The organism is Streptomyces sp. TBY4 (genome assembly GCF_024213195.1).
Classification (GTDB): domain Bacteria; phylum Actinomycetota; class Actinomycetes; order Streptomycetales; family Streptomycetaceae; genus Streptomyces.
Genome location: NZ_JANAVF010000002.1, coordinates 533,247 through 554,308, shown reverse-complemented (window position 1 = coordinate 554,308; position 21,062 = coordinate 533,247). Strand labels below are relative to the sequence as shown.

At 73.2% G+C, this 21,062-nt stretch carries 17 protein-coding genes; 10 read left to right on the top strand and 7 right to left on the bottom strand.

The genetic code is table 11. From position 1 onward, the window contains the following. Positions 1 to 13: 13 nt before the first annotated feature. A complete protein-coding gene (locus NLX94_RS06880) occupies positions 14 to 2,131 on the top strand; it encodes an alpha-galactosidase (RefSeq protein ID WP_254381686.1) in 2,118 nt (705 codons plus the stop codon). Positions 2,132 to 2,166: 35 nt separating this feature from the next. Here NLX94_RS06880 and NLX94_RS06875 read toward each other — a convergent pair whose 3' ends face one another. Together NLX94_RS06875 and NLX94_RS06870 are read right to left on the bottom strand one after the other, a co-directional pair. Beyond that, on the bottom strand, positions 2,167 to 3,072 hold the full coding sequence (locus tag NLX94_RS06875; protein ID WP_254381685.1) for an AraC family transcriptional regulator: 906 nt from the start codon (positions 3,070 to 3,072) through the stop codon (positions 2,167 to 2,169). Beyond that, positions 3,069 to 3,833 carry a phytanoyl-CoA dioxygenase family protein gene (locus NLX94_RS06870; protein ID WP_254381684.1) on the bottom strand — a complete coding sequence of 255 codons (765 nt, stop codon included), beginning with the start codon at positions 3,831 to 3,833 and terminating at the stop codon, positions 3,069 to 3,071. Before NLX94_RS06870 ends, NLX94_RS06875 begins: the two co-directional genes overlap by 4 nt. Positions 3,834 to 4,085: 252 nt before the next feature. Here NLX94_RS06870 and NLX94_RS06865 point away from each other — a divergent pair, with 252 nt between their 5' ends. Continuing rightward, a complete protein-coding gene (locus NLX94_RS06865; protein WP_254381683.1) occupies positions 4,086 to 4,622 on the top strand; it encodes a histidine phosphatase family protein in 537 nt (178 codons plus the stop codon). A gap of 139 nt (positions 4,623 to 4,761) precedes the next feature. Here NLX94_RS06865 and NLX94_RS06855 read toward each other — a convergent pair whose 3' ends face one another. Beyond that, entirely contained in the window at positions 4,762 to 5,619 is an 858-nt protein-coding gene (locus NLX94_RS06855; RefSeq protein WP_254381682.1) for a (d)CMP kinase, read from the bottom strand. 183 nt (positions 5,620 to 5,802) lie between these two features. Between NLX94_RS06855 and NLX94_RS06850 the strand changes: the two genes are divergently transcribed. Beyond that, positions 5,803 to 6,669: a GNAT family N-acetyltransferase gene (locus NLX94_RS06850; RefSeq protein WP_254381681.1), complete on the top strand. Its 867-nt coding sequence runs from the start codon at positions 5,803 to 5,805 to the stop codon at positions 6,667 to 6,669. Between the two features lie 44 nt (positions 6,670 to 6,713). Here NLX94_RS06850 and NLX94_RS06845 read toward each other — a convergent pair whose 3' ends face one another. From NLX94_RS06845 to NLX94_RS06835, 3 genes are all read right to left on the bottom strand, one after another. Next, entirely contained in the window at positions 6,714 to 7,826 is a 1,113-nt protein-coding gene (locus NLX94_RS06845; protein WP_254381680.1) for an AI-2E family transporter, read from the bottom strand. A gap of 114 nt (positions 7,827 to 7,940) precedes the next feature. Further along, positions 7,941 to 9,203: a helix-turn-helix domain-containing protein gene (locus NLX94_RS06840; RefSeq protein WP_254381679.1), complete on the bottom strand. Its 1,263-nt coding sequence runs from the start codon at positions 9,201 to 9,203 to the stop codon at positions 7,941 to 7,943. Positions 9,204 to 9,233: 30 nt separating this feature from the next. Further along, positions 9,234 to 9,380, bottom strand: a complete 147-nt coding sequence (locus tag NLX94_RS06835; protein WP_254381678.1) for a hypothetical protein — start codon at positions 9,378 to 9,380, stop codon at positions 9,234 to 9,236. A 260-nt stretch (positions 9,381 to 9,640) separates the two neighbouring features. On the opposite strand from NLX94_RS06835, the gene NLX94_RS06830 reads away from it, so the two are divergent. The 7 genes from NLX94_RS06830 (at position 9,641) to NLX94_RS06800 (ending at position 19,597) form a co-directional block, all read left to right on the top strand. Continuing rightward, a complete protein-coding gene (locus NLX94_RS06830; protein WP_254381677.1) occupies positions 9,641 to 10,636 on the top strand; it encodes a DUF3068 domain-containing protein in 996 nt (331 codons plus the stop codon). Between the two features lie 321 nt (positions 10,637 to 10,957). Beyond that, positions 10,958 to 12,187: a glycosyltransferase family 4 protein gene (locus tag NLX94_RS06825; RefSeq protein ID WP_254381881.1), complete on the top strand. Its 1,230-nt coding sequence runs from the start codon at positions 10,958 to 10,960 to the stop codon at positions 12,185 to 12,187. Then, positions 12,184 to 12,915, top strand: a complete 732-nt coding sequence (locus NLX94_RS06820; protein ID WP_254381676.1) for a class I SAM-dependent methyltransferase — start codon at positions 12,184 to 12,186, stop codon at positions 12,913 to 12,915. The genes NLX94_RS06825 and NLX94_RS06820 overlap by 4 nt, the downstream gene beginning before the upstream one ends. After that, positions 12,912 to 17,018 carry an alpha-(1->3)-arabinofuranosyltransferase family protein gene (locus tag NLX94_RS06815; RefSeq protein WP_254381675.1) on the top strand — a complete coding sequence of 1,369 codons (4,107 nt, stop codon included), beginning with the start codon at positions 12,912 to 12,914 and terminating at the stop codon, positions 17,016 to 17,018. The genes NLX94_RS06820 and NLX94_RS06815 overlap by 4 nt, the downstream gene beginning before the upstream one ends. Before the next feature lie 71 nt (positions 17,019 to 17,089). Next, positions 17,090 to 18,436 (top strand): condensation protein, encoded by a 1,347-nt coding sequence (locus tag NLX94_RS06810; RefSeq protein ID WP_254381674.1) that lies wholly within the window; start codon positions 17,090 to 17,092, stop codon positions 18,434 to 18,436. Beyond that, positions 18,433 to 19,374: a hypothetical protein gene (locus tag NLX94_RS06805; RefSeq protein ID WP_254381673.1), complete on the top strand. Its 942-nt coding sequence runs from the start codon at positions 18,433 to 18,435 to the stop codon at positions 19,372 to 19,374. Before NLX94_RS06810 ends, NLX94_RS06805 begins: the two co-directional genes overlap by 4 nt. Beyond that, entirely contained in the window at positions 19,358 to 19,597 is a 240-nt protein-coding gene (locus tag NLX94_RS06800) for a Trm112 family protein (RefSeq protein ID WP_254381672.1), read from the top strand. The genes NLX94_RS06805 and NLX94_RS06800 overlap by 17 nt, the downstream gene beginning before the upstream one ends. Positions 19,598 to 19,627: 30 nt before the next feature. Here the strand turns inward: NLX94_RS06800 and NLX94_RS06795 are convergent, their stop codons facing one another. Then, positions 19,628 to 21,013 carry a DUF5685 family protein gene (locus NLX94_RS06795; RefSeq protein ID WP_254381671.1) on the bottom strand — a complete coding sequence of 462 codons (1,386 nt, stop codon included), beginning with the start codon at positions 21,011 to 21,013 and terminating at the stop codon, positions 19,628 to 19,630. Positions 21,014 to 21,062: the final 49 nt, after the last annotated feature.

Sequence of the window (21,062 nt, the reverse complement as noted above, 5' to 3'; positions counted from 1 at the left end):
CCTGGGACCACTCGTGCCTCGTACGTCCTCGACCGTCTCGTTCGACCGCACCCTGGGGCTGGCGGTCCTCCGGACCCCCCACAGCACGTACGCCGTACGCGTCGGCACCGACGGCAGCCCCCGGCATCTGTACTGGGGACCCGCCCTGGACGCCGACGGACTCCGGGCGCTGCCCGGCGCCGCCTCCCCCGCGGCCAGCAGTTTCGAGGCCGACGCCGCGCCCGACGAACTGGCGCCCCAGACCGGAGCGCGCTTCGGCCCCGCGGGCCTCCAGGTCCGCTTCGCCGACGGCACGCGAGGCGCCCAGTGGCACTTCACCGGCCACCACGCCGAGGGCGGCGAGCTGCGCCTTCGCCTGACCGACCGTCACTACCCGCTGGCCGCCGAGCTCTGCTACCGGGTCCGGCCCGACAGCGACGTCATCGAACGCTGGACGGAAATCACCCACACCGGGACCGAGGGCTCCGGCCCGATCTCGGTCGACCGGTGCGACTCCGCCCAATGGACGGCCCCCGCCCTCCCCGAATACCGGCTCAGCCACCTCGCCGGGGGCTGGAACAGCGAGTTCCAGCTGCAGCGCGACCGGCTCCCGGTCGCCGAGACCGTCCTCACCAGCCGCCGCGGCCTCACCAGCCACCACGCCAACCCCTGGCTCGCCCTCGACGACGGCACCGCCGGCGAGGGGGACGGCCAGGTCTGGAGCACCGCCCTGGCCTGGAGCGGAAGCTGGCGCGTCACCGTGCACCGGGATCCGGTCGGCCGCACCACCTGGACCGGAGGCTTCGGGCACGAGGGCGTCGGCTGGACGCTCGGCCCGGGCGAGACCCTGCGCACCCCGGTCTTCGCGGGCCTGTACACCGAGGGCGGCTTCGGCGCCGCCAGCCGCGCCTGGCACACGTACCTCCGTACGCACGTGCTCCCCGCCCCCGACCGGGACCGGCCCGTCCTCTACAACTCGTGGGAAGCCACCGGATTCGGCATCGACCACCCCGGACAGCTGCGCCTGGCCGGCCTCGCCGCCCGCCTGGGAGCGGAGCTCTTCGTCGTGGACGACGGCTGGTTCGGCGCGCGCACCAGCGACCGGGCGGGCCTCGGCGACTGGACGCCCCGGCCCTCCGCCTTCCCCGACGGCCTGCGGCCGCTCGCCGACGAGGTGCACCGCCTGGGCATGGACTTCGGCCTGTGGGTCGAGCCGGAGATGGTCAACCGCGACAGCGACCTCTACCGCGCCCACCCCGACTGGGTCGTCCACGCCCCCACCCGGGACGCCACCGAGCTCCGCAACCAGCTGATGCTGAACTTCGCCCGCCCCGAGGTCGAGGCGTGGGCGCTGCGCACCCTGGACCGGCTGGTTCGCGACCATGCCGTCGACTGGCTCAAGTGGGACGCCAACCGGGTCGTCACCGAGGCGGGTTGGCCGGGACATCCCGACCCCGACCGGCTGTGGATCGACCACACCCGCGCCGTGTACCGCGTCATGGACCGCCTCCGCGCCGACCACCCCGGCCTGCGGATCGAGGCCTGCGCGGGCGGCGGCGGCCGGGTCGACCTCGGCATCCTCGCCCGTACCGACCAGGCCTGGACCTCCGACAACACCGACCCCGTCGACCGCATCGGCATCCAGCACGGCTTCAGCCAGCTCTTCCCCGCACGGGCCATGGCCGCCTGGGTGACCGACAGCCCCAACGTCACCACCGGCCGCACCACGCCCCTGCGCTTCCGCTTCCACGTGGCGATGGCCGGGGCACTCGGCCTCGGCGGAGACCTCACCCGCTGGTCCGAGGAGGAACTCGACGAGGCGGCGGCGCTCGTCGCCCGCTACAAGGAGATCCGCCCCCTCGTCCAGCACGGCCGGCAGTACCGTCTGAGCGGCCCCGGCGGCGTGACGGCCGTGCACTACGCCTCCGGGGACGGCGCCGACCACGCCGTTCTCGCCTGGCGTCCCACGACCCGCTTCGGCCACCCGCCCACCGCGCTCACCCTGCCGGCCCTGGATCCCGCGGCCCGGTACCTGGACCTGGACTCGGGCAGGTCCCTCAGCGGCGCCGCCCTGGTACGGCACGGCATCGACCTGGCCCTGCCCTCCGGCGACTGCGCCAGCCGGCTGATCCGGCTTCGGCGGAGCGCCTGAGTGCCTGAGTGCCTGAGTGCCTGAGTGCCTGAGCATCACAGGTGCAGCGTGCCCTCGAGCTCACGGTGGGCAAGTGGTGAGTGGCCGTACACGCTTCGGAACGCGGTGCTGAAAGCCCGGACATCGGCGTAACCGCATGCGTGGGCCACCTCCGTCACCGAGGTTCCGGAGTCGAGGAGCAGGGCCGCGCCCAGGTCGAGCCGCATCCGGCGCAGGGTCGCCATCAACGAGCCACCGGTTTCGCTGCGGAACAGCCTTTCGGCATGGCGCGGCGAAAGGTGGACGGCGGCCGCGACCTCCCGGACCGTCATGGGCCGGGACAGGTTGTCGGCCAGGTAGCGCTGCATCGCCGCCACCGCGGGCGACAGCCGGGTCGCCGCAGGTGATCGGGTGCACAGGTCTTCCTCGGCCGCGAAGGCCCGCGCGGTGTCCACGACGAGTGCGGCCCCGAGGCCGGAGAGCACGGACTCGTACCCCGACCGCACCGGCGCCGCGTGCTCGGCGAGCGCGGTGACCAGGGACGCCAGCGAACCGGTGCGCCGTGACACCGCCGGCCTCGTGGTGTCGGTGAGCCCCGACCACCAGCCCCGTTCTCCGGGACCCGGGCCGTGCTGCCCGGCCCGGAGGGCGAAGCTCCAGAAGGCGATGCCCAGGGGCTCCGCGCGACTCGACTCGATCTCGTGCACGTCACCGGGCCGTGCGAGGAAGACGTCACCGGCGCCGACGTCGTGGTGCTCCGCGCCGGTGCTGAACCGCCCGGCGCCGCCGTAGGCGAGGCAGACCTCGTAGAAGGAGTGCCGGTGCCAGTAGTTGCGCCACGGCGACGTGGGATAGAAGCCCCAGCTGAAGAAGTCGACCTGGAAGGCCCCGGCCTGGCAGGTCTGGAGCACACCGCTCAGCTCGGTGAACGCGCCGGCCCGTGCCACGTTCTCCAGGTTCAACCGGCCCTCCAGTCCGTGGGGTCGACGCCGGCCAGCATCATGCCCTGTCCCCGCGAGTGGTCGTGCGCCCGGACCGCCGGCGGATCCGCCGGGTCCCGGAACTGCACCAGCCAGGTGGTGCGCGCCTCGTCGCCGCGGTTGACGCCGGAGGCATGGACGGTCAAGTACGAGAAGAAGAGCACGTCGCCGGCCTCGGCGGGAAGCGGCACGGTCGTGTCGAACGGCACGTCGGGAAGGTGGTGGCCGCCGTCCTCCACGTGTTCCAGAGGCCCCTGCCGGTGACTGCCCGGCACGATCCGCACGCAGCCCTTCTCCTCCGGAGCGTCGTCCAGGTGAAAGATCGCGGCACCGACGCGGTGGTGGGTGTGCGGGAAGAACGGGTGGTCCTGGTGCGGAGGGAACGGCGACCCGTTCTCCGGCGGCTTCACGAACAGCTTGGTGTGATGCAACTGCACGTTCGGCCCGCCCAGCACCGCTGCGGCGACGCGCGTGAAGCGCTCGTCCGTCAGCAGCCGGGAGAACGCCGCGGAGTGGAACTGCACGTCGTGCAGGTGCCGCAGCCGGGTCGGTGTTCCGGCCGCGATCCCGGCCGCGGAGTCCCATGTCGCGTTCTCGTCGTCGTCCAGCGCGGCCAGCACGTCGTGGGCACACTGGCGGTAGGAAGCCGCCTCCTCCCTGCTCAGCAACCCCTTCACGAGCACGTACCCGTTCTCGCTGTAATGGCCGGCCAGGGCCGTGAGCTCGGCCGTTCCCGTAGTCATCGTCACTCTCTCCCTCCTTCGTCCCGACCGGTCGCAGCGCGGCCGGTTTCGGGAACGACACTAGGGATCGGGCCGGTGCCCGCTGTAGACCCGCGACGGACGGCGGTGTTCGCGAGACGGACAAGCACGCAGAACGAAGCCGCCTTCCGTACGAGGACGAATCCAGCCGGGCGCAGCTGCCACTCCCCCGCAGCCTCGTCGGCCCGCCCGTCCCCCGTGGACGTGCGAGGCTGAGGTCATGAGGCTGAAGTCATGACCGCGGGATCCGCCGGACGCCTGCTGCTGCTGCGCCACGCCAAATCCGCCTGGCCGGACGTCGCGGACCACGAGCGGCCGCTGGGCCCGCGCGGTCTGCGGGACGCACCCGCGGCGGGTCGCTGGCTGCGCGACGCCGACTGCTTGCCCGCACTGGTGATCTGCTCCACCGCCCGGCGGGCCCGCGAGACCTGGGCCTTGGCGGCCGGGCAACTGGGCGCCGAGGTTCCGGTGCGTTTCGACGAGCGGGTGTACGCCGCCGAGCCGGAGGACCTGCTGGAGGTGGTGGCCGAGGTACCGGAGCAGGTGAGGACGCTGCTGCTCGTCGGCCACAACCCGGGCCTGGAGGATCTGGCCGTCAGCCTCGCCCGGAAGGCCGTGGCCGCCGCGGAAGCCGAAGCGCTCGAACGCCTGTCCCGGAAGTTCCCGACGTCCGCGATCGCGGTACTCACCTTCCCTGGTTCCTGGCAGGAGCTCACGCCGGGCTCTGCCCGACTCACCGACTTCGCCGTCCCCCGGGGCGCCGCCCACTGACGCACACGCGAAGTCAGGACACCGGCCAGCCAGGTGACCGCCGCAAGTGCGTTGAGCGCGCACTGCTGCGCCAGTTGCTTCGCCCGTCCGGGTTCCGCCCCTTCGCCGACCTTGCCCAAGACGGGCAAACGGCCGTCGGTCATCGGCAGTTGGCGGGACGTGTGGACGAGGTTGCCGCCGCGGACCGCCGGTACGTGCACGGCCAAGGGTGCGGCGGTCGGCGGCAGTTCGAGGCCGGCCGCGGCGAGGCACTCCACGGGGCCGCGCGTGTCCCTGGGGGCGCACAGCAGGGCCACCACGCTGGCGCGCTCGACACGCGCATGGTTTCCGCATCGCCGGTCGTGATCAATCTCGGCCTCGTCGGCCGGTGGAAGACGGGGCCGTCGACGTCCGCCCCGTTGCCGATGAGGACGATGTCGGCCACCAGGTCCGGGCGCTGCCGGGCCACGTAACGGTCCTCGGCCGGCATCCACTCGTCCACCCATTGGGAGCGGGCCGACTCGCCGTCCCGGGCCAGCCCGCGGTTCAGCCGCACGTCCCGGTCGGCGAGGCAGAAGATCCGGTAGGTGTAGTGGTCGCGCAGGCGCAGTTCCGTGGTGTAGACGCCCTCCACGATCAGCGGTGAACCCTCCGGGACCGATACCCACGGACCCAGCTCGTCACGGTCCCAGTCGTAGATCTGGTACGTGACCTCCTTTCCGGCGGCCGCGGGGGCCACCACCTGGTGCAGCAGCCTCTCCAGATCGAACTGACCGCCGACCTCGGCGTCGTCCTCGGGGCGGGTGGCGGACGGACGGTAGAAGTCGTCACCGTGGACCACCTCGGCGCCGCCCAGTGCGGTGGCCAGCAGCGTTGCCAGGGTGCTCTTGCCCGACGCGCCGGGCCCGTCGATGCCGATCAGGATTCTCGGCGCATCGCTGGAAGACGCCTGCCGCACGGCGGCGGCGAACTGCTCGATGTCATGGACCCCCGCCGCCGCGTACTCCGGTTCGCTCACTTCGGCATGTCCCTCTCTCGCGGCGGTGCCATCGGCGATTCCGCAGGCCCTTGTCCGACGGTTCGGTGTATCCGGCGACAACGATGAAGTCAACGCCCTCGGTGAACCGCGCCGGCGCCTATGGCGACCTGCCGTTCGGTTAATCGGTTGTGGAACTTCGGGATTGTGTGTCTGATCCCGGCCATGACGATTGTGCTGGGTACGCCGGCGGCCGACGGGGTGAGCGGGGCCATGGCCGTGCTGCGGGAGTGGCAGTACGACGAAGCGCCGATGCAGTTGCATTCCGGGGACATCGGCTGGAACTACCGGTTCGGAACGGCCGAGACGGCCGCAGCGGTCCGGACCTGGAGTCGGGACGGGCGGATTCTCGCGGTCGGGATGCTCGACTCGCCGTCGCTGGTGCGGATGACGGTTGCTCCGGACGCTTTCCAGGACGAGGACTTGGCGCGGCGGCTCGTCGAGGACTTCTCGCTGCCCGAGCGCGGCGTGCTGCCGGAAGGAGCGGTGTCCGTCGAGGCGCCGCTGGGCCTGCTGCTCCACGACCTGCTGAGCAAGGAGGGCTGGGGCGTCGACGAGCCGTGGACGCCGCTCTTCCGCGACCTCACCGAGCCGGTGGAGGACCCCGGTGTCCGGATCGAGTCGATCGGCCCGGAGCAGGCGCAGGACTACGCCGACGTTCTGCGGTCGGCGTTCAACACCTCGCGGCCTACGCGCGAGTTCTGGCACGCGATGTCGGCGGGACCGTTCTTTGCCGACGCCCGCTGCCTGGGCGCCTACGACGATCAGGGCAGCGTGGCGGCGGTGGTGACGGTGTGGTCGGCCGGCCCGGGGAAGCCGGGGGTGATCGAGCCGATGGGCGTCCACGAGGACCACCGTGGTCGCGGATACGGCCGGGCGATCACCGTGGCCGGGGCGGCCGCGCTGCGGGATATGGGCTCGTCGAGCGTCCGTGTATGCACGCCGAGTTCCAACGCCGGTGCCGTCGCCACGTACAAGGCGGCCGGGTTCGAGGTACGGCCGGAGGTGCGGGACCGGACCTGGAGGACCTGACGCCGGGGCTGTCCGCCGGACCCCGACGCGACGGTTGCCGGGGGCTACGAGGGAGCCACTCCGGTGGTCGGCGTATCGGGCTCCGTGCCGGGCGAGGGCTCGGCGAGCTGCTCGCGCAGGTAGTTCCAGACCACCGCGATCAGTGCCGCCGCCGGCACTGCCAGCAGGCTGCCGACCACTCCGGCCAGGCTCGCGCCCAGCGTCACCGCCAGCAGGATCACCGCGGCGTGAAGCCCGAGACCGCGGCTCTGGATCATGGGCTGGAACACGTTGCCCTCCAACTGCTGCACCACGATGATGATCGCCAGCACGATCAGCGCGTCCGTCAGACCGTTCGAGACCAGCGCGATGAGCACCGCGACGAGGCCGGCGAACAAGGCACCCACGATCGGCACGAACGCGGAGACGAAGGTCAGCACCGCCAGCGGCAGCACCAGCGGAACACCGACGATCCACAGCCCCAGCCCGATGAAGACGGCGTCGAGCAGTCCGACGAAGGCCTGGGAGCGCACGAACGAACCGAGGGTCTCCCAGCTGCGCGCGGCGACGACGGGAACGTCGGTGGCGAGCCGACCGGGGAGCTGCCGGGCGAGCCACGGAAGGAACCGCGGGCCGTCCTTGAGGAAGAAGAACATCAGGAAGAGCGCCAGGATCGCGGTGACCAGGCCGCTGAAGACGGTGCTCACCCCCGTGACGACGGTGGAGACCGCGCTGCCGACGCTGTTCTGGACCCGCTCGACCGCTGCGTCGAACGCCCCTGCGATCTGAGCGTCACCGATGTTCAGCGGCGGCCCTGCAGCCCACTCGCGCAGCTGCTGGACACCCTTGACCACGCCGTCGCCCAGCTCGCCGGACTGTGACGCCACGGGCACGGCGATCAGCGCCACGACTCCCGTTGCGGCTACGAGGAACAGGACGGTCACCGATGACGCGGCCAGGGCCGGGCGCCATCCGTGCCGCCGGAGGAAGGCGGCCAGGGGCCACGTCAGAGTGGTGAGGAACAGGGCCACTATCAGCGGCCAGATCACCGACCACATCCGGCCCAGGAGCCACAACGCCACCGCAGCCCCCACCAGGACCAGCAGCAACTCAGCAGAGACCCGCGCAGATGTCCGCAGCGCGGACGCGGTCTTATCGGAACTCAACGTGTCAGACATAGGGCCAGCCTATGGGTCGTTCCACCCGCACCCCGACCCCGCCTGCTCGCCTGAGCCGCCTCACGGAGACGAGCCAAAGCACCACCGGTAAGACCAAGTTGGCGGCGCACGCCGTCACGCCGCGCACGGCCGCGGCGACTGCAGCTTCCGGGCGCGGAGCACCAGCTCCAGGGCGAAGCGCTGATCGTGGTCGTCCAGCGCGTCTCCCCACAGTTCCCTGAGCTGACGCATCCGGTAGCGGACCGTCTGGGGGTGGACGCCGATCCGCGCCGCCACCTCCGCCGCACCGCCCCGGGTCTGGAGCCAGGCCAGCAGTGTTTCCGCGAGCCGGTCCGCCTGGCCCGGTCTGCAGGCAGCCAGTGGTGCGAGGCAGCCGGCGGCCAGGTCGTCGATCAGTTCGGCGGGAGGCAGCAGGAGCAGTGCCGTGGTGTGCTCGGTGCAGTCGAGCACACCACGGGACGGCAGGGCCCCGGCCTTCATGAGGCCGACCGCCGTCTGCGCCCAGTGCAACGAGCGGGCCGCCTGGGCCAGGGGTACGGTCGGCCCCAGCGCGCCGCTCCACCCCGGGAGCGCCTGGCGCAGCGCGTCGGCCCGGCCGGCCTGGGCGGAGCCCGGGACGACCAGCCGGGGCTGCTCGCTCTCCCAGTCGAGCAGGATGCCGGCGCCGAGGGCCGGCGGCAGGAGTACGTTCTCGTTGCGGCTGAGAACTGCGATCGCGACCGTTTCCGGGAGCCGCCAGCCGATGTTGGCGGCGTACTGGGACGTCGCCTCGGGGTCGGCGGGCTGGTCCGCCAGCAGCAGCCCGATCAGGCGGCACTGGCGGCGGAGCCGTTCGCCGGCGGCCAGGGACTCGTTGCTGAGCTGGTCCCGGGCCGCCTCACCGACCAGGGCTTCGATGTAATCGAAGCCGGCCTCGGCCAGCTCGTACATCGCGGCGGACGGGATCCCCACTCCGTCCGCGATCTCGGTGAGCCGGCGCCAGGACACCCGGGCGCCGAAGCGGTAGACCGCGCGCATGAAGTCGAGCGCCGGCCCGGGGAGGGTCTCGCACCGGTCGAGGGAGGCGGCTACTTCGCGGAAGCGTACGGCGCCGTCCCCCGATATCTTCGGGCCGCCTGGCGCCCGGACGCTCTCGATGAAGGGGCCGAGGGCCAGTCTGATCCGGGTGAGGACCCCCGAGACGCCGTCGTCGTCGAAGATCTCCACGACCTGCGGGAACTGGGCGTGGATCTGCTGCATCACCTCGACCGAAAGGGTGGGGATCTCCTTGGAGGCGAGGCTGATGAACCGCTCGGTGTCGGCGGCGCTGACGGTGCTCCACAGGGAGGCCGACCGCAGCGGGGCGGCAGCCGGAGCAAATTCGGTTCGTACGCTCATGCGGGCAGCCTCCGTGAGGGTGCGCCGGGATCAGCCGGCGAAGGAGACGAGCGGCACGTCGGGCTGGGCGGGAGGGGCGGTCGCGAGGGCGACCAGGCCGAGTACGGCCGCGACGGCGAGGAGAGCCCCCGTCGCGGCAGTGAGGACGACGGCGAGAACGGGGCGTCGGGTACGCATGGCTGCGGATTGTCCCTTCCGTAGGCCCCGAACGAGCGGGGCGAAACGACAGGCGACACCATTCGCACCGGCCCGGTCCCGTGCCCGCACAGTTTTGCCCCGACGTTGACAATCCGTCAAGGGGGGACCTACGGTTCCGCGCTCAGGGGATGTACACGGGGCCTGCCTCACCATCGGCAGCCGTTGGGGATCTTTCGTCGCACCACCGTCTTCACCGCCACACGGTCTGCGTCCACCCAATCCCCTTACGGAGCGTCATCATGCCCGTGCCCACAGATCAGATCCTCGACCACCCCGCCGGGGAACTCCCCGGACCCGCCCCGGCGCCCCGCCGCCTGTCCCGCACCGGCCTGGCGCTGACCGCCGTCGCGGCCTTCCTCCTGGTGCTGGCGCCGCTCCTGCACTGGTACGCCCTGCCGAACCTGCGCAAGACGCCGATCGACACCAACACCACCACCGTCTTCACCGGCAGCGGCACCGTCTTCGACACCAAGGCCGTCGCCGTGAGCCCGGTCCAGGACCTGACGCTCACCCGGCGGGTGGTGGGCAACGTCGCACTGAGCGGACCGACCCGCGCGGTGATGGACATTTCCACCCAGATCGACACCGCCGCCACGCGCGGGCTCCACGACCCGCGGAAGTCCGTCCAGTGGACGGTGGAACGCTGGGTGACCGACCGCAGCACCAACCTGCCGCTGCACTCGCACGGCGAGAGCCCCGTCTTCTCCGGCGAGGCGTACCTGAAGTTCCCGTTCGGCCTGGCCAAGCGCCCGTACGCCTACTGGGACTCCACGCTGGGGGGCACCGTCACCCTCGACTTCCAGGGCACCGCGACCGTGAACGGCCGGACCGGCTACCGCTACGGCGCCGTGCTCGGCGCGACCAAGGTCGGGACCCAGCAGGTTCCCGGCAAACTGCTCGGACTCGCCGACCGCAGTCAGGTCGTCGCCGACCGGTACTACGCGAACGGCGGGTTCAGCGTGACCGTGGACCCGGTCACCGGCACGGTGATGGATGCCCGTACGCAGCCGCTGGTGACCCTGCGGACCTCGGCGGACGGCCCTGACCTGCTGGCCCTGCTGCGGGCGGACCTCACCATGACGGCGGAGAGCCGGGACGGCCAGGTGCGGACCGCGCAGGCTGCCGGCCGCAAGCTCGGGCTGGTGGGCACCACCGCCCCCGTCGCCGCCACCACCGCGGGCCTCGTGTGCCTGCTGGCGGCAGGCGGCCTGCTGCGCCGTCGCGCCTCACGGTGACACCGTCGCCCGCCGGAGTGACACCGGAGTGCCGGAGTGACACCGGAGTGACACCGGAGTGACAGACGGAAGATGCACGCCGTCCGGACCCGACCGGAATTTATCAATCTGGTGAGTAGTACCGGGCGGTAGCAACAGCCCACACTGGCGGCGCGCGCCACCCGCGCGCCGCCAGCCGCACATCCCCCGGTCCCTCCCGTGCGACTCCCCCACCGGTCACCCCCCGGTCCCCTGAGCCGAACCCCTCCTTGCCCCTCCCTGCCCTCCCTCCCCTCACTGCCTTGAGCACCGCCCCTCCCAGGAGCTCCCATGGCACATCAGATGTCCCCACTCCAGCCTCCGGCCGTCACGGCCGTGCGACCGTCGCAGGAGGTCCCCCGCCGGATCACCGTCCTCGCTTGGCGAGACCTGGCCAACCCCGCCGCCGGCGGTTCGGAACTGCTCGTCGACCGGCTGTCCTCCGGACTGGCCGATCGCGGGCACGAAGTCACCCTGCTCTGCGGAGGCCCTGAACCGTCCGTCGACCGCAATTACCGCGTGGTCTCCTCCGGCGGCACGTACGACCATTTCCTCCGTACCCCGGGCGCGTTCGGCCGCAGCGTCGGCGAGACCGACCTGCTGGTCGAGGTCTGCAACGGCGTCCCGTACCTGGCGCCGCTGTGGCACCGGGGACCGGTGATGTGCCTGGTCAACCACGTGCACACCGACCTCTGGGACCAGCGCCTGCCCGGACCGGTCGCCCGGGCCGGCCGGATGCTGGAACACCGGGCGCTGACCCGGACCCACCGCCGCAGCCTCATGGTCGCGGTGTCCCCGTCCACCGCCGAGGCGATGGCGCGGATCGGCGTACCGGCCGACCGCATCCATCTCGTTCCCAACGGAGTCGAGGCCCCCGGGCCGCTGCTCCCCGAATCCGACGAGCCGCTGTTCACCGCCGTGGGCAGGTTGGTGGAGTACAAGCGGATCGACCTGCTGCTGCGCCTGTGGGAGCGGGTCCGCCCGATCACCGGAGGCAAGCTGGTCATCGTGGGCGACGGCCCGGAGCGGGACCGTCTGGAGGCGCAGGCCGGGCCCGACGTGATCTTCGCCGGGCGGGTCGACGAAGCCGAGAAGCACCGGCTGCTCTGCCGGAGCTGGCTGCTGCTGCACCCCTCCTCACTGGAGGGGTGGGGCCTGGTGGTCACCGAGGCCGCCATCCGCGGGACGCCCGCGGTGGGCTTCGAGATCCCGGGCCTGCGGGACTCCGTCGTCCACGGTCGCACCGGCCTGCTCGCCCGGGCCGAGAGCGGGTTCGCCGCGGCCTGGTGCGCGCTGGCCCTGTCCGCCGAACGCCGCTCCGCGATGGGTGCGGCGGCGCGCCACCGCGCGGAGCAGTTCACCTGGGAGCACAGCGTCGACCGCTTCCAGGCCGCTGCCGCCGAGGCCGTGGCCCTGCATTCCTCCGGGCGGACCGGGGCCGGGCGCACCACGGCCGGCGCCGGGCCCACCATGGCCGGCCTCGTACGCACCATGGCCGAGCCCCCGGCCCCGTCCACGGCGGAGCGCTCGTGAAAGACCCCTCCCTGCGGCGCTCCCTCGCGCTGTTCCGCGCCTTCCGCAGCGAGCAGAGCGACCCGGAGACGTTCTACTCGTTGCTGGCCGAGGACGCCGCCGACCAGGTCGAGCGGTACGCGCCCCTGGCCGGGGCGGTGGTGGCCGACGTCGGCGGCGCCGCCGGCCATTTCACCGAGGCGTTCCGGGCCCGCGGCGCGCACGCCTTCCTCTTCGAGCCGGACCTTGCCGAGCTGCACTCGCGCGGCGGAGCCACACCCGGCCACGCGGTCGTCGCGGACGGGTACTGGCTGCCGCTCAGCGACGGCGCCGCCGACGTCTGCTTCTCCTCCAACGTGCTGGAGCACGTGCCGGACCCGGAGACCTTCATCAGCGAGATGGTGCGGGTCACCCGCCCCGGCGGCCTGGTGTACGTCTCGTACACCAACTGGTTCTCCCCCTGGGGCGGCCACGAGACCTCGCCCTGGCACCTGCTCGGCGCCGCCCGGGCCCGGCGCCGCTACCAGCGGCGCACCGGGCACAGTGCCAAGCACACCCTCGGCGAGAACCTCTACCGGGTGCACATCGGCCCCGTGCTGCGCCACGTGCGCGGGCGCGGCGACGTCGAGATCCTTTCCGCACGATCGCGCTACTGGCCGTTCCTGGCCGAGACCCTCGTCCGTATTCCAGGCCTGCGCGAGATCGCGTCCTGGAACCTTCTCCTGGTGATGCGGAGAACCTCCGAATGAGCGCCCCCACTGTGCAGCTCCACGCCGCGCCGCCCTCGAGGCCGCGCCCCGAGCCGCGTACCGGCCGCCGCTGGCTCGCCGTCTTCTGGCTGCTGGTCCTGTCCGCCTTCCTGGCCGCCGCGCCCGGACGGATCGCCTTTGACACCAAGCTCGCCGTCGCGCTCGACCCTGTGGGCTTCCTCGGCTCGCTCGGAACGCTCTGGCAGAGCGAGGGCAGCTTCGGCGGTCTGTCCAACCAGTACGTCGGCTACGCCTTCCCGATGCTGCCGTACTACCTGATCGCCGATCTGCTCCAGCTGCCGGTCTGGCTGGCGGAGCGGCTGTGGCTGTCGCTGGTGGTGACCGCTGCTTTCTGGGGCGCTCTGCGGCTCGCCGAACGCCTCGGGTACGGATCCCGGCCGAGCCGGCTGCTCGGCGCGGCCTGCTACGCGCTGTGGCCCGTGTTCACGATCGTGGTGGGCTCCACCTCGGCCGCCGCGCTGCCCGGCGCCGTCCTGCCCTGGGTCCTGCTGCCGCTCACCCGCTTCGTCTCCGCGCGCGCCGCCGCACTGCGCTCCGCACTGGTCATCCCGCTTATGGGCGGCGTCAACGCGACCTCGGTGGCGGCCTCGCTGCTTCCGGTCGGGCTCTACCTGCTCAGCCGGCCCGGGGGCAGCCGCAAGTGGCGCCTGATCGCCTGGTGGGTGCCCGGCGTGCTGCTCGCCACGGCCTGGTGGGCCGTGCCGCTGGTGCTGCTCAACTCCTACGGCGCCGACTTCCTGCGCTACATCGAGCAGGCGTCCACCACCACGGCCACCATGTCCGCCACCGAGCTGCTGCGCGGGGCCGGGAACTGGGTGGCCTACCTGCACTTCGGCTCGGCCTGGCTGCCCGCCGGCTGGGACGTCGCGGCGAACGTCCTGGTGATCGCCTGCTCCGCGCTCGCCGCGGCGCTCGGCCTGGCCGGGCTCGCCCGCCGGGACCTGCCCGAGCGGCGCTGGCTGCTGCTGGTCGTCGGCACGGTCGCGCTGATCACCCTCGCCGGGTACGGCGGCTCCCTCGGCGCGCCCTTCCACGGCGCCGTCCAGCAGCTGCTCGACGGTGCGCTGGCGCCGCTGCGCAACATCTACAAGTTCCAGACCGGCCTGGCACTGGCGCTGGCCCTGGGCCTGGCGCACCTGTGCGGCCGCCCCATGGCCCGGACCGCCGCCCGGCCGCGCCTGGTCCCGGCCCTGGTCGCGCTCGCGGTCCTGCCCGGCCTCGCGCTGCCCTACCTGAACGGCAACGTCGTCCAGCCGGGCTCCTTCAGGGCGCTGCCCTCGCAGTGGAAGCAGACCGCGGCGTACCTGAGCGCCAAGGCGTCCGACAGCCGGGCCCTGGTGGTCCCCGCCGACGCGCACGGCCTCTACACCTGGGGCTCGACCATCGACGAGCCGCTCGACGTGCTGGCGGACTCGCCATGGGCGCAGTACAACTTCGTGCCCTTCGGCCAGGCCGGCGAGCGACGCTACCTGGAGGCGATCCAGGAGGCGCTGGCGACCGGCACCCGGGTGCCGGGGCTCGGGGCCTTCCTGGAACGGTCCGGCGTCCACCACCTGGTGGTCCGCAACGACCTCGACCCCGCGCAGGCCGGCTACATCCCGCCGCAGACGGTACGCGCCACCCTGCTGGCCTCCGGCTACGAGCGGGTGACCGGCTTCGGCCCGCCCATGACCTCCGGACAGCTCCCGCCCGACACTCCGGTCCAGGTCCAGGGCCTGTACCGGCAGTACGACGCGGTGGAGATCTTCGCCCCCACCGGTGGTGGCGCCGCACCCGGCCGGGTCACCGCCCGACCGGTCGCCGACACCGCGGTGGTCAGCGGCGGCCCCGAGTCGCTGCTCCAGCTCTCCGCGAGCGGAACGGTGACGGACCGTCCGGTGATCCTCGCCGGCGACCCCCTGCCGGCCGGTGCCGGGGCCGCGCTGCGGGCCACCGCCGACGGTCAGCGCCGGGGCGACACGCTCTTCGGCCTGGTCGACGGCAACAACTCGTACACCTACACCGCCACGGAGACCAACCCGGAGGACGCCGGCCAGGACCCCGGAGGCGCACCGAGGCAGATCCTGCCCTCGGGCCCGGCCGGCTCCCCCGCCCGGCAGACCACCTCGGTGATCGAAGGCGCCAAGTCGGTCACCGCCTCCTCCTACGGATCCTGGCTGTTCGCCCTGCCGCAGTACGACCCGGTCGGGGCCTTCGACGGAATCTCCGGCACGGCCTGGGCGGAGGGCAGCAGTGCGGATCCGGTGGGCCAGTGGCTGCGGATCGACTTCAACGGGTCGGTGGACCTCCCCGCCACCCTCGAGGTCACCCCGCTGGCCGGGGGTTCCCTGCGGCCCACCATCACCAAGGTGCGGATCACCACGGACCGCGGCTCGCGGGTGAGCGTGCTGCAGCCGCAGGCCGTCGCGCAGACCGTCAACGCCCCGGCGGGGCCCGCCGCATGGGTCAGGATCACCATCGAGGGCGCCGTCACCGCCCACACCGGCGTGGGCGGGGCCGGGTTCTCGGAGATCTCGATCCCCGGCGTCAAGGCGACCCGTGTGCTGTCCCTCCCGGCTGCTGCGGCCGACACCTACTCGCTGCATCGCACCCTCGACCTCGGCGGCTCCCGGTCGGGCAGCGTCGAGACCGGTCTCAACCGTCAACTCACCACCGAAGCAGGGGCTTTCACGGTCACCGGAAACGCCGTCGCCCTCCCCGGCCCGGCTCTGGACGCCCTGTTGGACCAGGTCGCCCCCCACCGGGCCACCCAGCGGGTCGGCGCCGAGGCCGACTCCACCACCTCCGGCAGCCCGCGCAATCTGCTCGACGGCGACCTCACCACCGCCTGGATCGCGGGCAGCAAGCCCACCGTCCGCCTCGCCTGGCAGGGCAGCCGCAGCATCGACCAGCTGGTGCTCGGTGCCGCCGGCGGCCTCTCCTCCCGGCCGACCCAAGTACAGCTCAGCACTCCGACCGATGCCGTCAGCGCGGGGGTGGACGCCAACGGCCTGGTCCGGTTCGCCCCGCTGACCACCGACCGGCTGACGATCACGGTCACCGCGACCGCCCCCGTCCTCGTCCACAACCCGCTCGCCGGGCAGAGCCTCCAGCTGCCGGCGGGTCTGAGCGAGGTGCACGTCCCGGCCCTGGCCGACCTGATGATCCGCCAGGAGTCCCCGGACACCGAGGACACCGGTTTCACCCTGCCCTGCGGCAAGGGCCCGGTCGTCACCGTGGACGGGGTCGCCCACCAGACCTCCGTGTCCGGTACGGTCGCGTCCCTGCAGAACCGGCACCCCGTCACCGTGACCCTGTGCCCGGACGGCGAGCCCACCCTGACGCTCGGCCGGGGCGAGCACCGGGTGTCCTCCTCCGACGACGGCGCACTGGCCGTCACCGACCTCACCCTCTCGGCCCGCACCGCGAGCCCGGCCGCCGGTCCCGGTGCGCGCAGGACCGCGCAAGTCCTGTCCTGGTCCGGGGACGAGCGCCGCGTGCGGATCGGCGAGGGCGCCGCCTCCTACCTCCAGGTGCACGAGAACGCCAACTCCGGCTGGCGCGCGACCCTGAACGGCAAACCGCTGAAGTCCGTCCGGCTCGACGGCTGGCAGCAGGGCTACGTGGTCCCGGAGGGCGCGGGCGGAACCGTACTGCTCTCCTACGCCCCCGCCACCACCTACGACGTCGGCCTCGTCCTCGGCGGACTCGCCCTCCTGGTGCTCGCCGGGCTGGTCCTGGTGCCGGCGCTGCGGCGCCGGGGCGGCCGGCCGGACCTTCCCGACCCGCAGGACTGGGATGCGGCCGACGCTCCCCGGTGGCTGCTGGGCGTGGTCTTCCCGCTGCTGGTCCTCGGCTTCGTCGGCGGTCCGCTCGCCCTGCTGGCGCTGCCGCTGATCCTGGTCGCGTTCAAGTGGCCGAGCCTGCTGCCGTACGTCGCCGGGGCTGCCATGGCCGGCGCCGGTCTGCTGGCGGCCCTGTCGCCCCCGAGCGGGGCGGTCGGCCCGACCGCCGAGGTGCTCGCCCTGCTGGCACTGGCCGCCGTGCTGATCACGGCGGACCGCCACGCCACCGGGCCCCGACACCGGGCCGAGGCCCCGTGACCCGCCCGTCCCCCGCCGCCCCTGCCGCCCGGATCCCGTCCGGGCGGCAGGGGCGCTTCCCCTTTCCCCCGATGGACGAGTACGCGCGCCACCTGCTCCAGGAGAACCTCGACGCGGACACCGTCCACCTGGAGGCCCACCTCCCGGGCACCGTCGACGTCGAGCGGCTGCGGGCCGCCTTCACCCGGGCCCTGGCCGCCCACCCGACGCTCCGGGTACGGCAGGCCGACTCCCGCTGGTGGCACCGCCGTTACCACTGGGAGCCGGCACCGCTCGGCCCCACCGCGGTGGCGGCCACCGCCGCCCTCGACCCCACCCGCCGCCGCGCCCTCACCGAACCGCCCCCACTGGCGGCCGGCCCGCCGCTGCGGCTGGAGGCCGCCCCCGCACCCGGTGGCGGCACCGCCCTCCTGCTGACGGCAGCGCACACCCTCGCGGACGCCGGCACCTGCCTGCGGCTGCTCTGCGACACCGCCGACGAGTACGCCGGTGCCCCGGCCGGCCGGGGCACCGGTGGTTCGGGCGGCGCCCGCGCGGCGGCTGGGGGCGCGGGCACGGATGCTCGTACGGGAACGGTCGCTCGTACGGACACGGTCACGCGCGCGGGCACGGCTGCGCGTACCGGCACGGCTGCGGGTACGGCCGCTGCCGCCGCCGGGGGTGGCCGCCCGGCCCGCATCGCGCCCGCCGCCGACCCCTCGCCCGGTGCCGGCGTCGGTGTCCACCTGAGCGTGCTCCCGCTCGCCCTGACCAGCGGCAATCCCTCCGGCCCGTCGCGTCCGACCGTCAACGACCTGCTCCTGACCGCGGTCCAGCTGACCCTGGCCGAGTGGAACCACCGGCACGACCACCCCGCCGGCCCGATCCACCTGTCGATGCCGATCGACGACCGCCCGTACGGGCCGCTCGCCCCGGGCGCCCCGATGGGCAACCACAACCACCTGGCCACCATCCGCGCCGAGGCACCCGCCCCGGATGCCGGTGCCGGTACCGCCGCCACGCTGCTGGGCCGGATCAGCACGCAGACCCGCGCCGCCAAGGCCGCCCCGGTCACCGGTGGCGGCCCCGTCGCCCGGCTGGTCAGCGCCCCCTGGCTGCCCGTCGGCGCCAAGGCCCCGCTGACCCGGGCGCTGCGCCGCGTCGCCGCACCCTGGACGTCCACCGCCCTGGTCAGCAACCTCGGCCGGGTCACCCACCCCCTCGACTTCGGCCCCGCCGGCCCGGCCGAAGCGCTGTGGTTCTCGGCGCCCGTCCGGATGCCCCGAGGGCTCTCCGTCAGCGCCCTCACCCTCGACGGCCGCCTCCACCTCGCCGTCCGCCACTGCCACCAGCTGCTTTCCGGACCCGCCGCCGCCGACCTCGCCCGAAGCTGCGCCGAGCACCTCGACGCGCTGGCACAGGAAGGACGACGCCGATGATCCTCGGCGTCGCGGTCGCCCTGCTCGCCAACGCCCTCTACAGCGCGGGCTTCGTCCTCGAGAAGCGCGCACTGGCCGCCCTCCCGGCGCTGGACCCCCGCCGCCCGCTCCACCTGGTCCGGGCGCTGGCCTCCAGTCCCGGCTGGCTGCTCGGCTTCGCCGTGCTGGGCCTGGGCTTCGGCGCCCAGCTGAAGGTCTACCAGCTGCTCCCGATCGCCGCCGCCCAGGGGGTGTTCCTCTCGGGGACGGTGCTCCTGATCGCCCTCTCTGCCGTCGCACTGGGCGAGCGCCCGGGCCGCCGGGAACTGCTCGCCACCGGCGTCATCCTGCTCGCCCTGCTCGCCGTCATCGGCTCGCTCGGCGACGGCGGCGCCAACGACGACGGCGACCGGGTCGGAGCGGCAGCACCCGTCCTGCCCCTGCTCGCCGTCTGCCTCCCCTGCCTCGGCTTCGGGCTCCTGCTGTTCCTCGCCTCGCTGCGCCGAGCCGGCCGTCGGCACCGCCGCAGCAGCTCCGGCGTACCGTACGGCGTCGCCCTCGGGCTCCTCTACGGGGTGAGCTCACTCGCCATCAAGGGCACCTCGGCCGTGCTGGCCGACCGATCGGTGACGGCAGCCCTGCCCGAGCTCGTGCGAGGACCCCACCCCTGGCTGCTCGTCGCCACCGGAGCAGCCGGTCTCGCCCTGTCCCAGACCGCGCTCCAACGCCACCGCGCCTCCGTCATCGTCCCGGTCACCACCACCGTGTCCAGCATCTTCACCGTCGTCGCCGGCACCGTGGTCTTCGGTGAACACCTCCCCTCCGACCCGCTCCGGCTGGCGCTGCGCCTCGGCGGCACCGCGCTCGCCGTCCTCGTCCTGCTCGCCCTCCCGCGCCACGACGAACCGTCACCCGCACCGACCCGCCAAGGAGAGCCCCGCCATGCGGCAGCCCACTGAGCCCGACCCCCGCCTCCTCCCCCTCCTCGCCTGCCCCGTGGACAAGGGCCCGCTCGTCCACGTCCCCGAGGACGAGCTCCTCTACAACCCCCGTCTGCGGCGCGGCTACCCGATCCGCGACAATCTCCCCTACCTGCGCCCGCTCGACGCCCTCACCCTCGACGGCGTCCGGCACCAGGAGCTCCTCTCCAGGATCGAGAAGCGCATGCCTCCCGCCTCGTGAGGGGCACCCGGCGGGGGTGACGATGTCCGCTCAGTCGCAGCAGTCGCAGCAGCACTTGCACGGGTTGCAGCAGCCGCCGCCACCACCGCCGCAGCCGTCACCAGAGCCACCACCGGAGCCACCGGAGCCATGTCCGCCGCCGGAACCACCGGAGCTGCCACCCGAGTTGGCTCCTCCCCCATGGCCGCCGAACCAGCCGTCACCCCCGGAACCCTCCCTGCCGGAACCATCCCTGCCGGAACCGTCGCGGCTCGAACCGTTGTAGGGGTTGCCTTCGCCGAACTCCCAGGGTTCTCCCTCATCGGCGCTGCAGCGGCAGCAGCTGAAGCACAACCTGCAATCGGCGCACAACTGGCGCCACTCGCGACACCGCTGACACTGCCCCTCCGACGGCCGGCCCGAAGCCATCGGCCCACCCTCAGGAGCCGCGCCCGCAAGCGCACCGACGCCGCAGGCCGCGCCGGCACCGGTCCCCGAGGGCGCTTCCGTCGCCGGACGGCGTCCCAGCCAGGGCAGCATGCGAAGGCCCCGCGCCTGGGGGCGGTGCTGATGGTGACGATGCCCGGGGGCGAAGACCCGGTCGACGGCACGCTCCAACTCTCCGCCCAGAAGTGCCCGCACAAGCCGGTCGTCGACGAACGCCGCATCGGACAGGGCGAGTCGGACTCCACGGACGGCGTCGTCGCAGAGCCGGCGCACCTCGGTGAGGTCCGCGCCGGTCACGGCGATGGGGTTCCACGCACCGGCCGCCTCGTCCGCGGCCCGGTCCTCCACCGCGTCCAGCAGATGCGCCAGCCGACCGAACAGACGGCCGGCTTCCGCCAGCGGCTCGGCGTTGCCGGGGCGATCCGTGAGCACCGCGGTGTACGCGAAGGCGGCTGCGGTCGCCGTCTCCGTGGGCTCCGTGACCGTCAGCAGCGAGCCCCCGGGGCCGGTCGACCGCTCGACCTCCGGCTGGCGCTCGACCGCCCCGATCAGCACAGCGGTGTCGAAACCGAGCCGTTCGCCACCCGCGGCGCCCGCCCGGTCCCAGCCGTGGGCGATCCGGCGGGCCGCCAGCGCCACCGGGCGCCGCCCCACCAGGCCGTCCCCGTCGGCCACATGGTCACGTATCTTCGCCGCGGCCAGCACCAGCGACACCGTCGCCGCCAGCCGCGCACCCTCGCCCTGCGCCACGTCCGCCGACCGCATCCCGCGCAGCGGGCACGGACCGGCACCCCGCCGCCAGTCCCCGGTACGCTCCGACTGCGCCTCGGTCAGCACCGAGACGATCAGCCCGTCGTAGTTCGTGGCCACCCTCGCGAACTGTCCGTACTCGCTGCGCAGAGCGAGGCACAGCCCGCACAGGTGCGCCATCCACTCGGTACGCAAGCCCTCGCCCAGACGATGACGGCACGGCCTGATGATTCCGAACACCGAATTTCTCCCCCGTACATGACATCAACACGCGGCCGACATCCTAAAT

What these genes read in the sequence shown, in the direction of transcription:
- NLX94_RS06870 (WP_254381684.1), bottom strand. Translation starts at nt 3,833, where the DNA reads ATGACTACGGGAACGGCCGAGCTCACGGCCCTGGCCGGCCATTACAGC.
- NLX94_RS06865 (WP_254381683.1), top strand. Translation starts at nt 4,086, where the DNA reads ATGACCGCGGGATCCGCCGGACGCCTGCTGCTGCTGCGCCACGCCAAA.
- NLX94_RS06850 (WP_254381681.1), top strand. Translation starts at nt 5,803, where the DNA reads ATGACGATTGTGCTGGGTACGCCGGCGGCCGACGGGGTGAGCGGGGCC.
- NLX94_RS06845 (WP_254381680.1), bottom strand. Translation starts at nt 7,826, where the DNA reads ATGTCTGACACGTTGAGTTCCGATAAGACCGCGTCCGCGCTGCGGACA.
- NLX94_RS06840 (WP_254381679.1), bottom strand. Translation starts at nt 9,203, where the DNA reads ATGAGCGTACGAACCGAATTTGCTCCGGCTGCCGCCCCGCTGCGGTCG.
- NLX94_RS06835 (WP_254381678.1), bottom strand. Translation starts at nt 9,380, where the DNA reads ATGCGTACCCGACGCCCCGTTCTCGCCGTCGTCCTCACTGCCGCGACG.
- NLX94_RS06830 (WP_254381677.1), top strand. Translation starts at nt 9,641, where the DNA reads ATGCCCGTGCCCACAGATCAGATCCTCGACCACCCCGCCGGGGAACTC.
- NLX94_RS06825 (WP_254381881.1), top strand. Translation starts at nt 10,958, where the DNA reads ATGTCCCCACTCCAGCCTCCGGCCGTCACGGCCGTGCGACCGTCGCAG.
- NLX94_RS06815 (WP_254381675.1), top strand. Translation starts at nt 12,912, where the DNA reads ATGAGCGCCCCCACTGTGCAGCTCCACGCCGCGCCGCCCTCGAGGCCG.
- NLX94_RS06810 (WP_254381674.1), top strand. Translation starts at nt 17,090, where the DNA reads ATGGACGAGTACGCGCGCCACCTGCTCCAGGAGAACCTCGACGCGGAC.
- NLX94_RS06805 (WP_254381673.1), top strand. Translation starts at nt 18,433, where the DNA reads ATGATCCTCGGCGTCGCGGTCGCCCTGCTCGCCAACGCCCTCTACAGC.
- NLX94_RS06800 (WP_254381672.1), top strand. Translation starts at nt 19,358, where the DNA reads ATGCGGCAGCCCACTGAGCCCGACCCCCGCCTCCTCCCCCTCCTCGCC.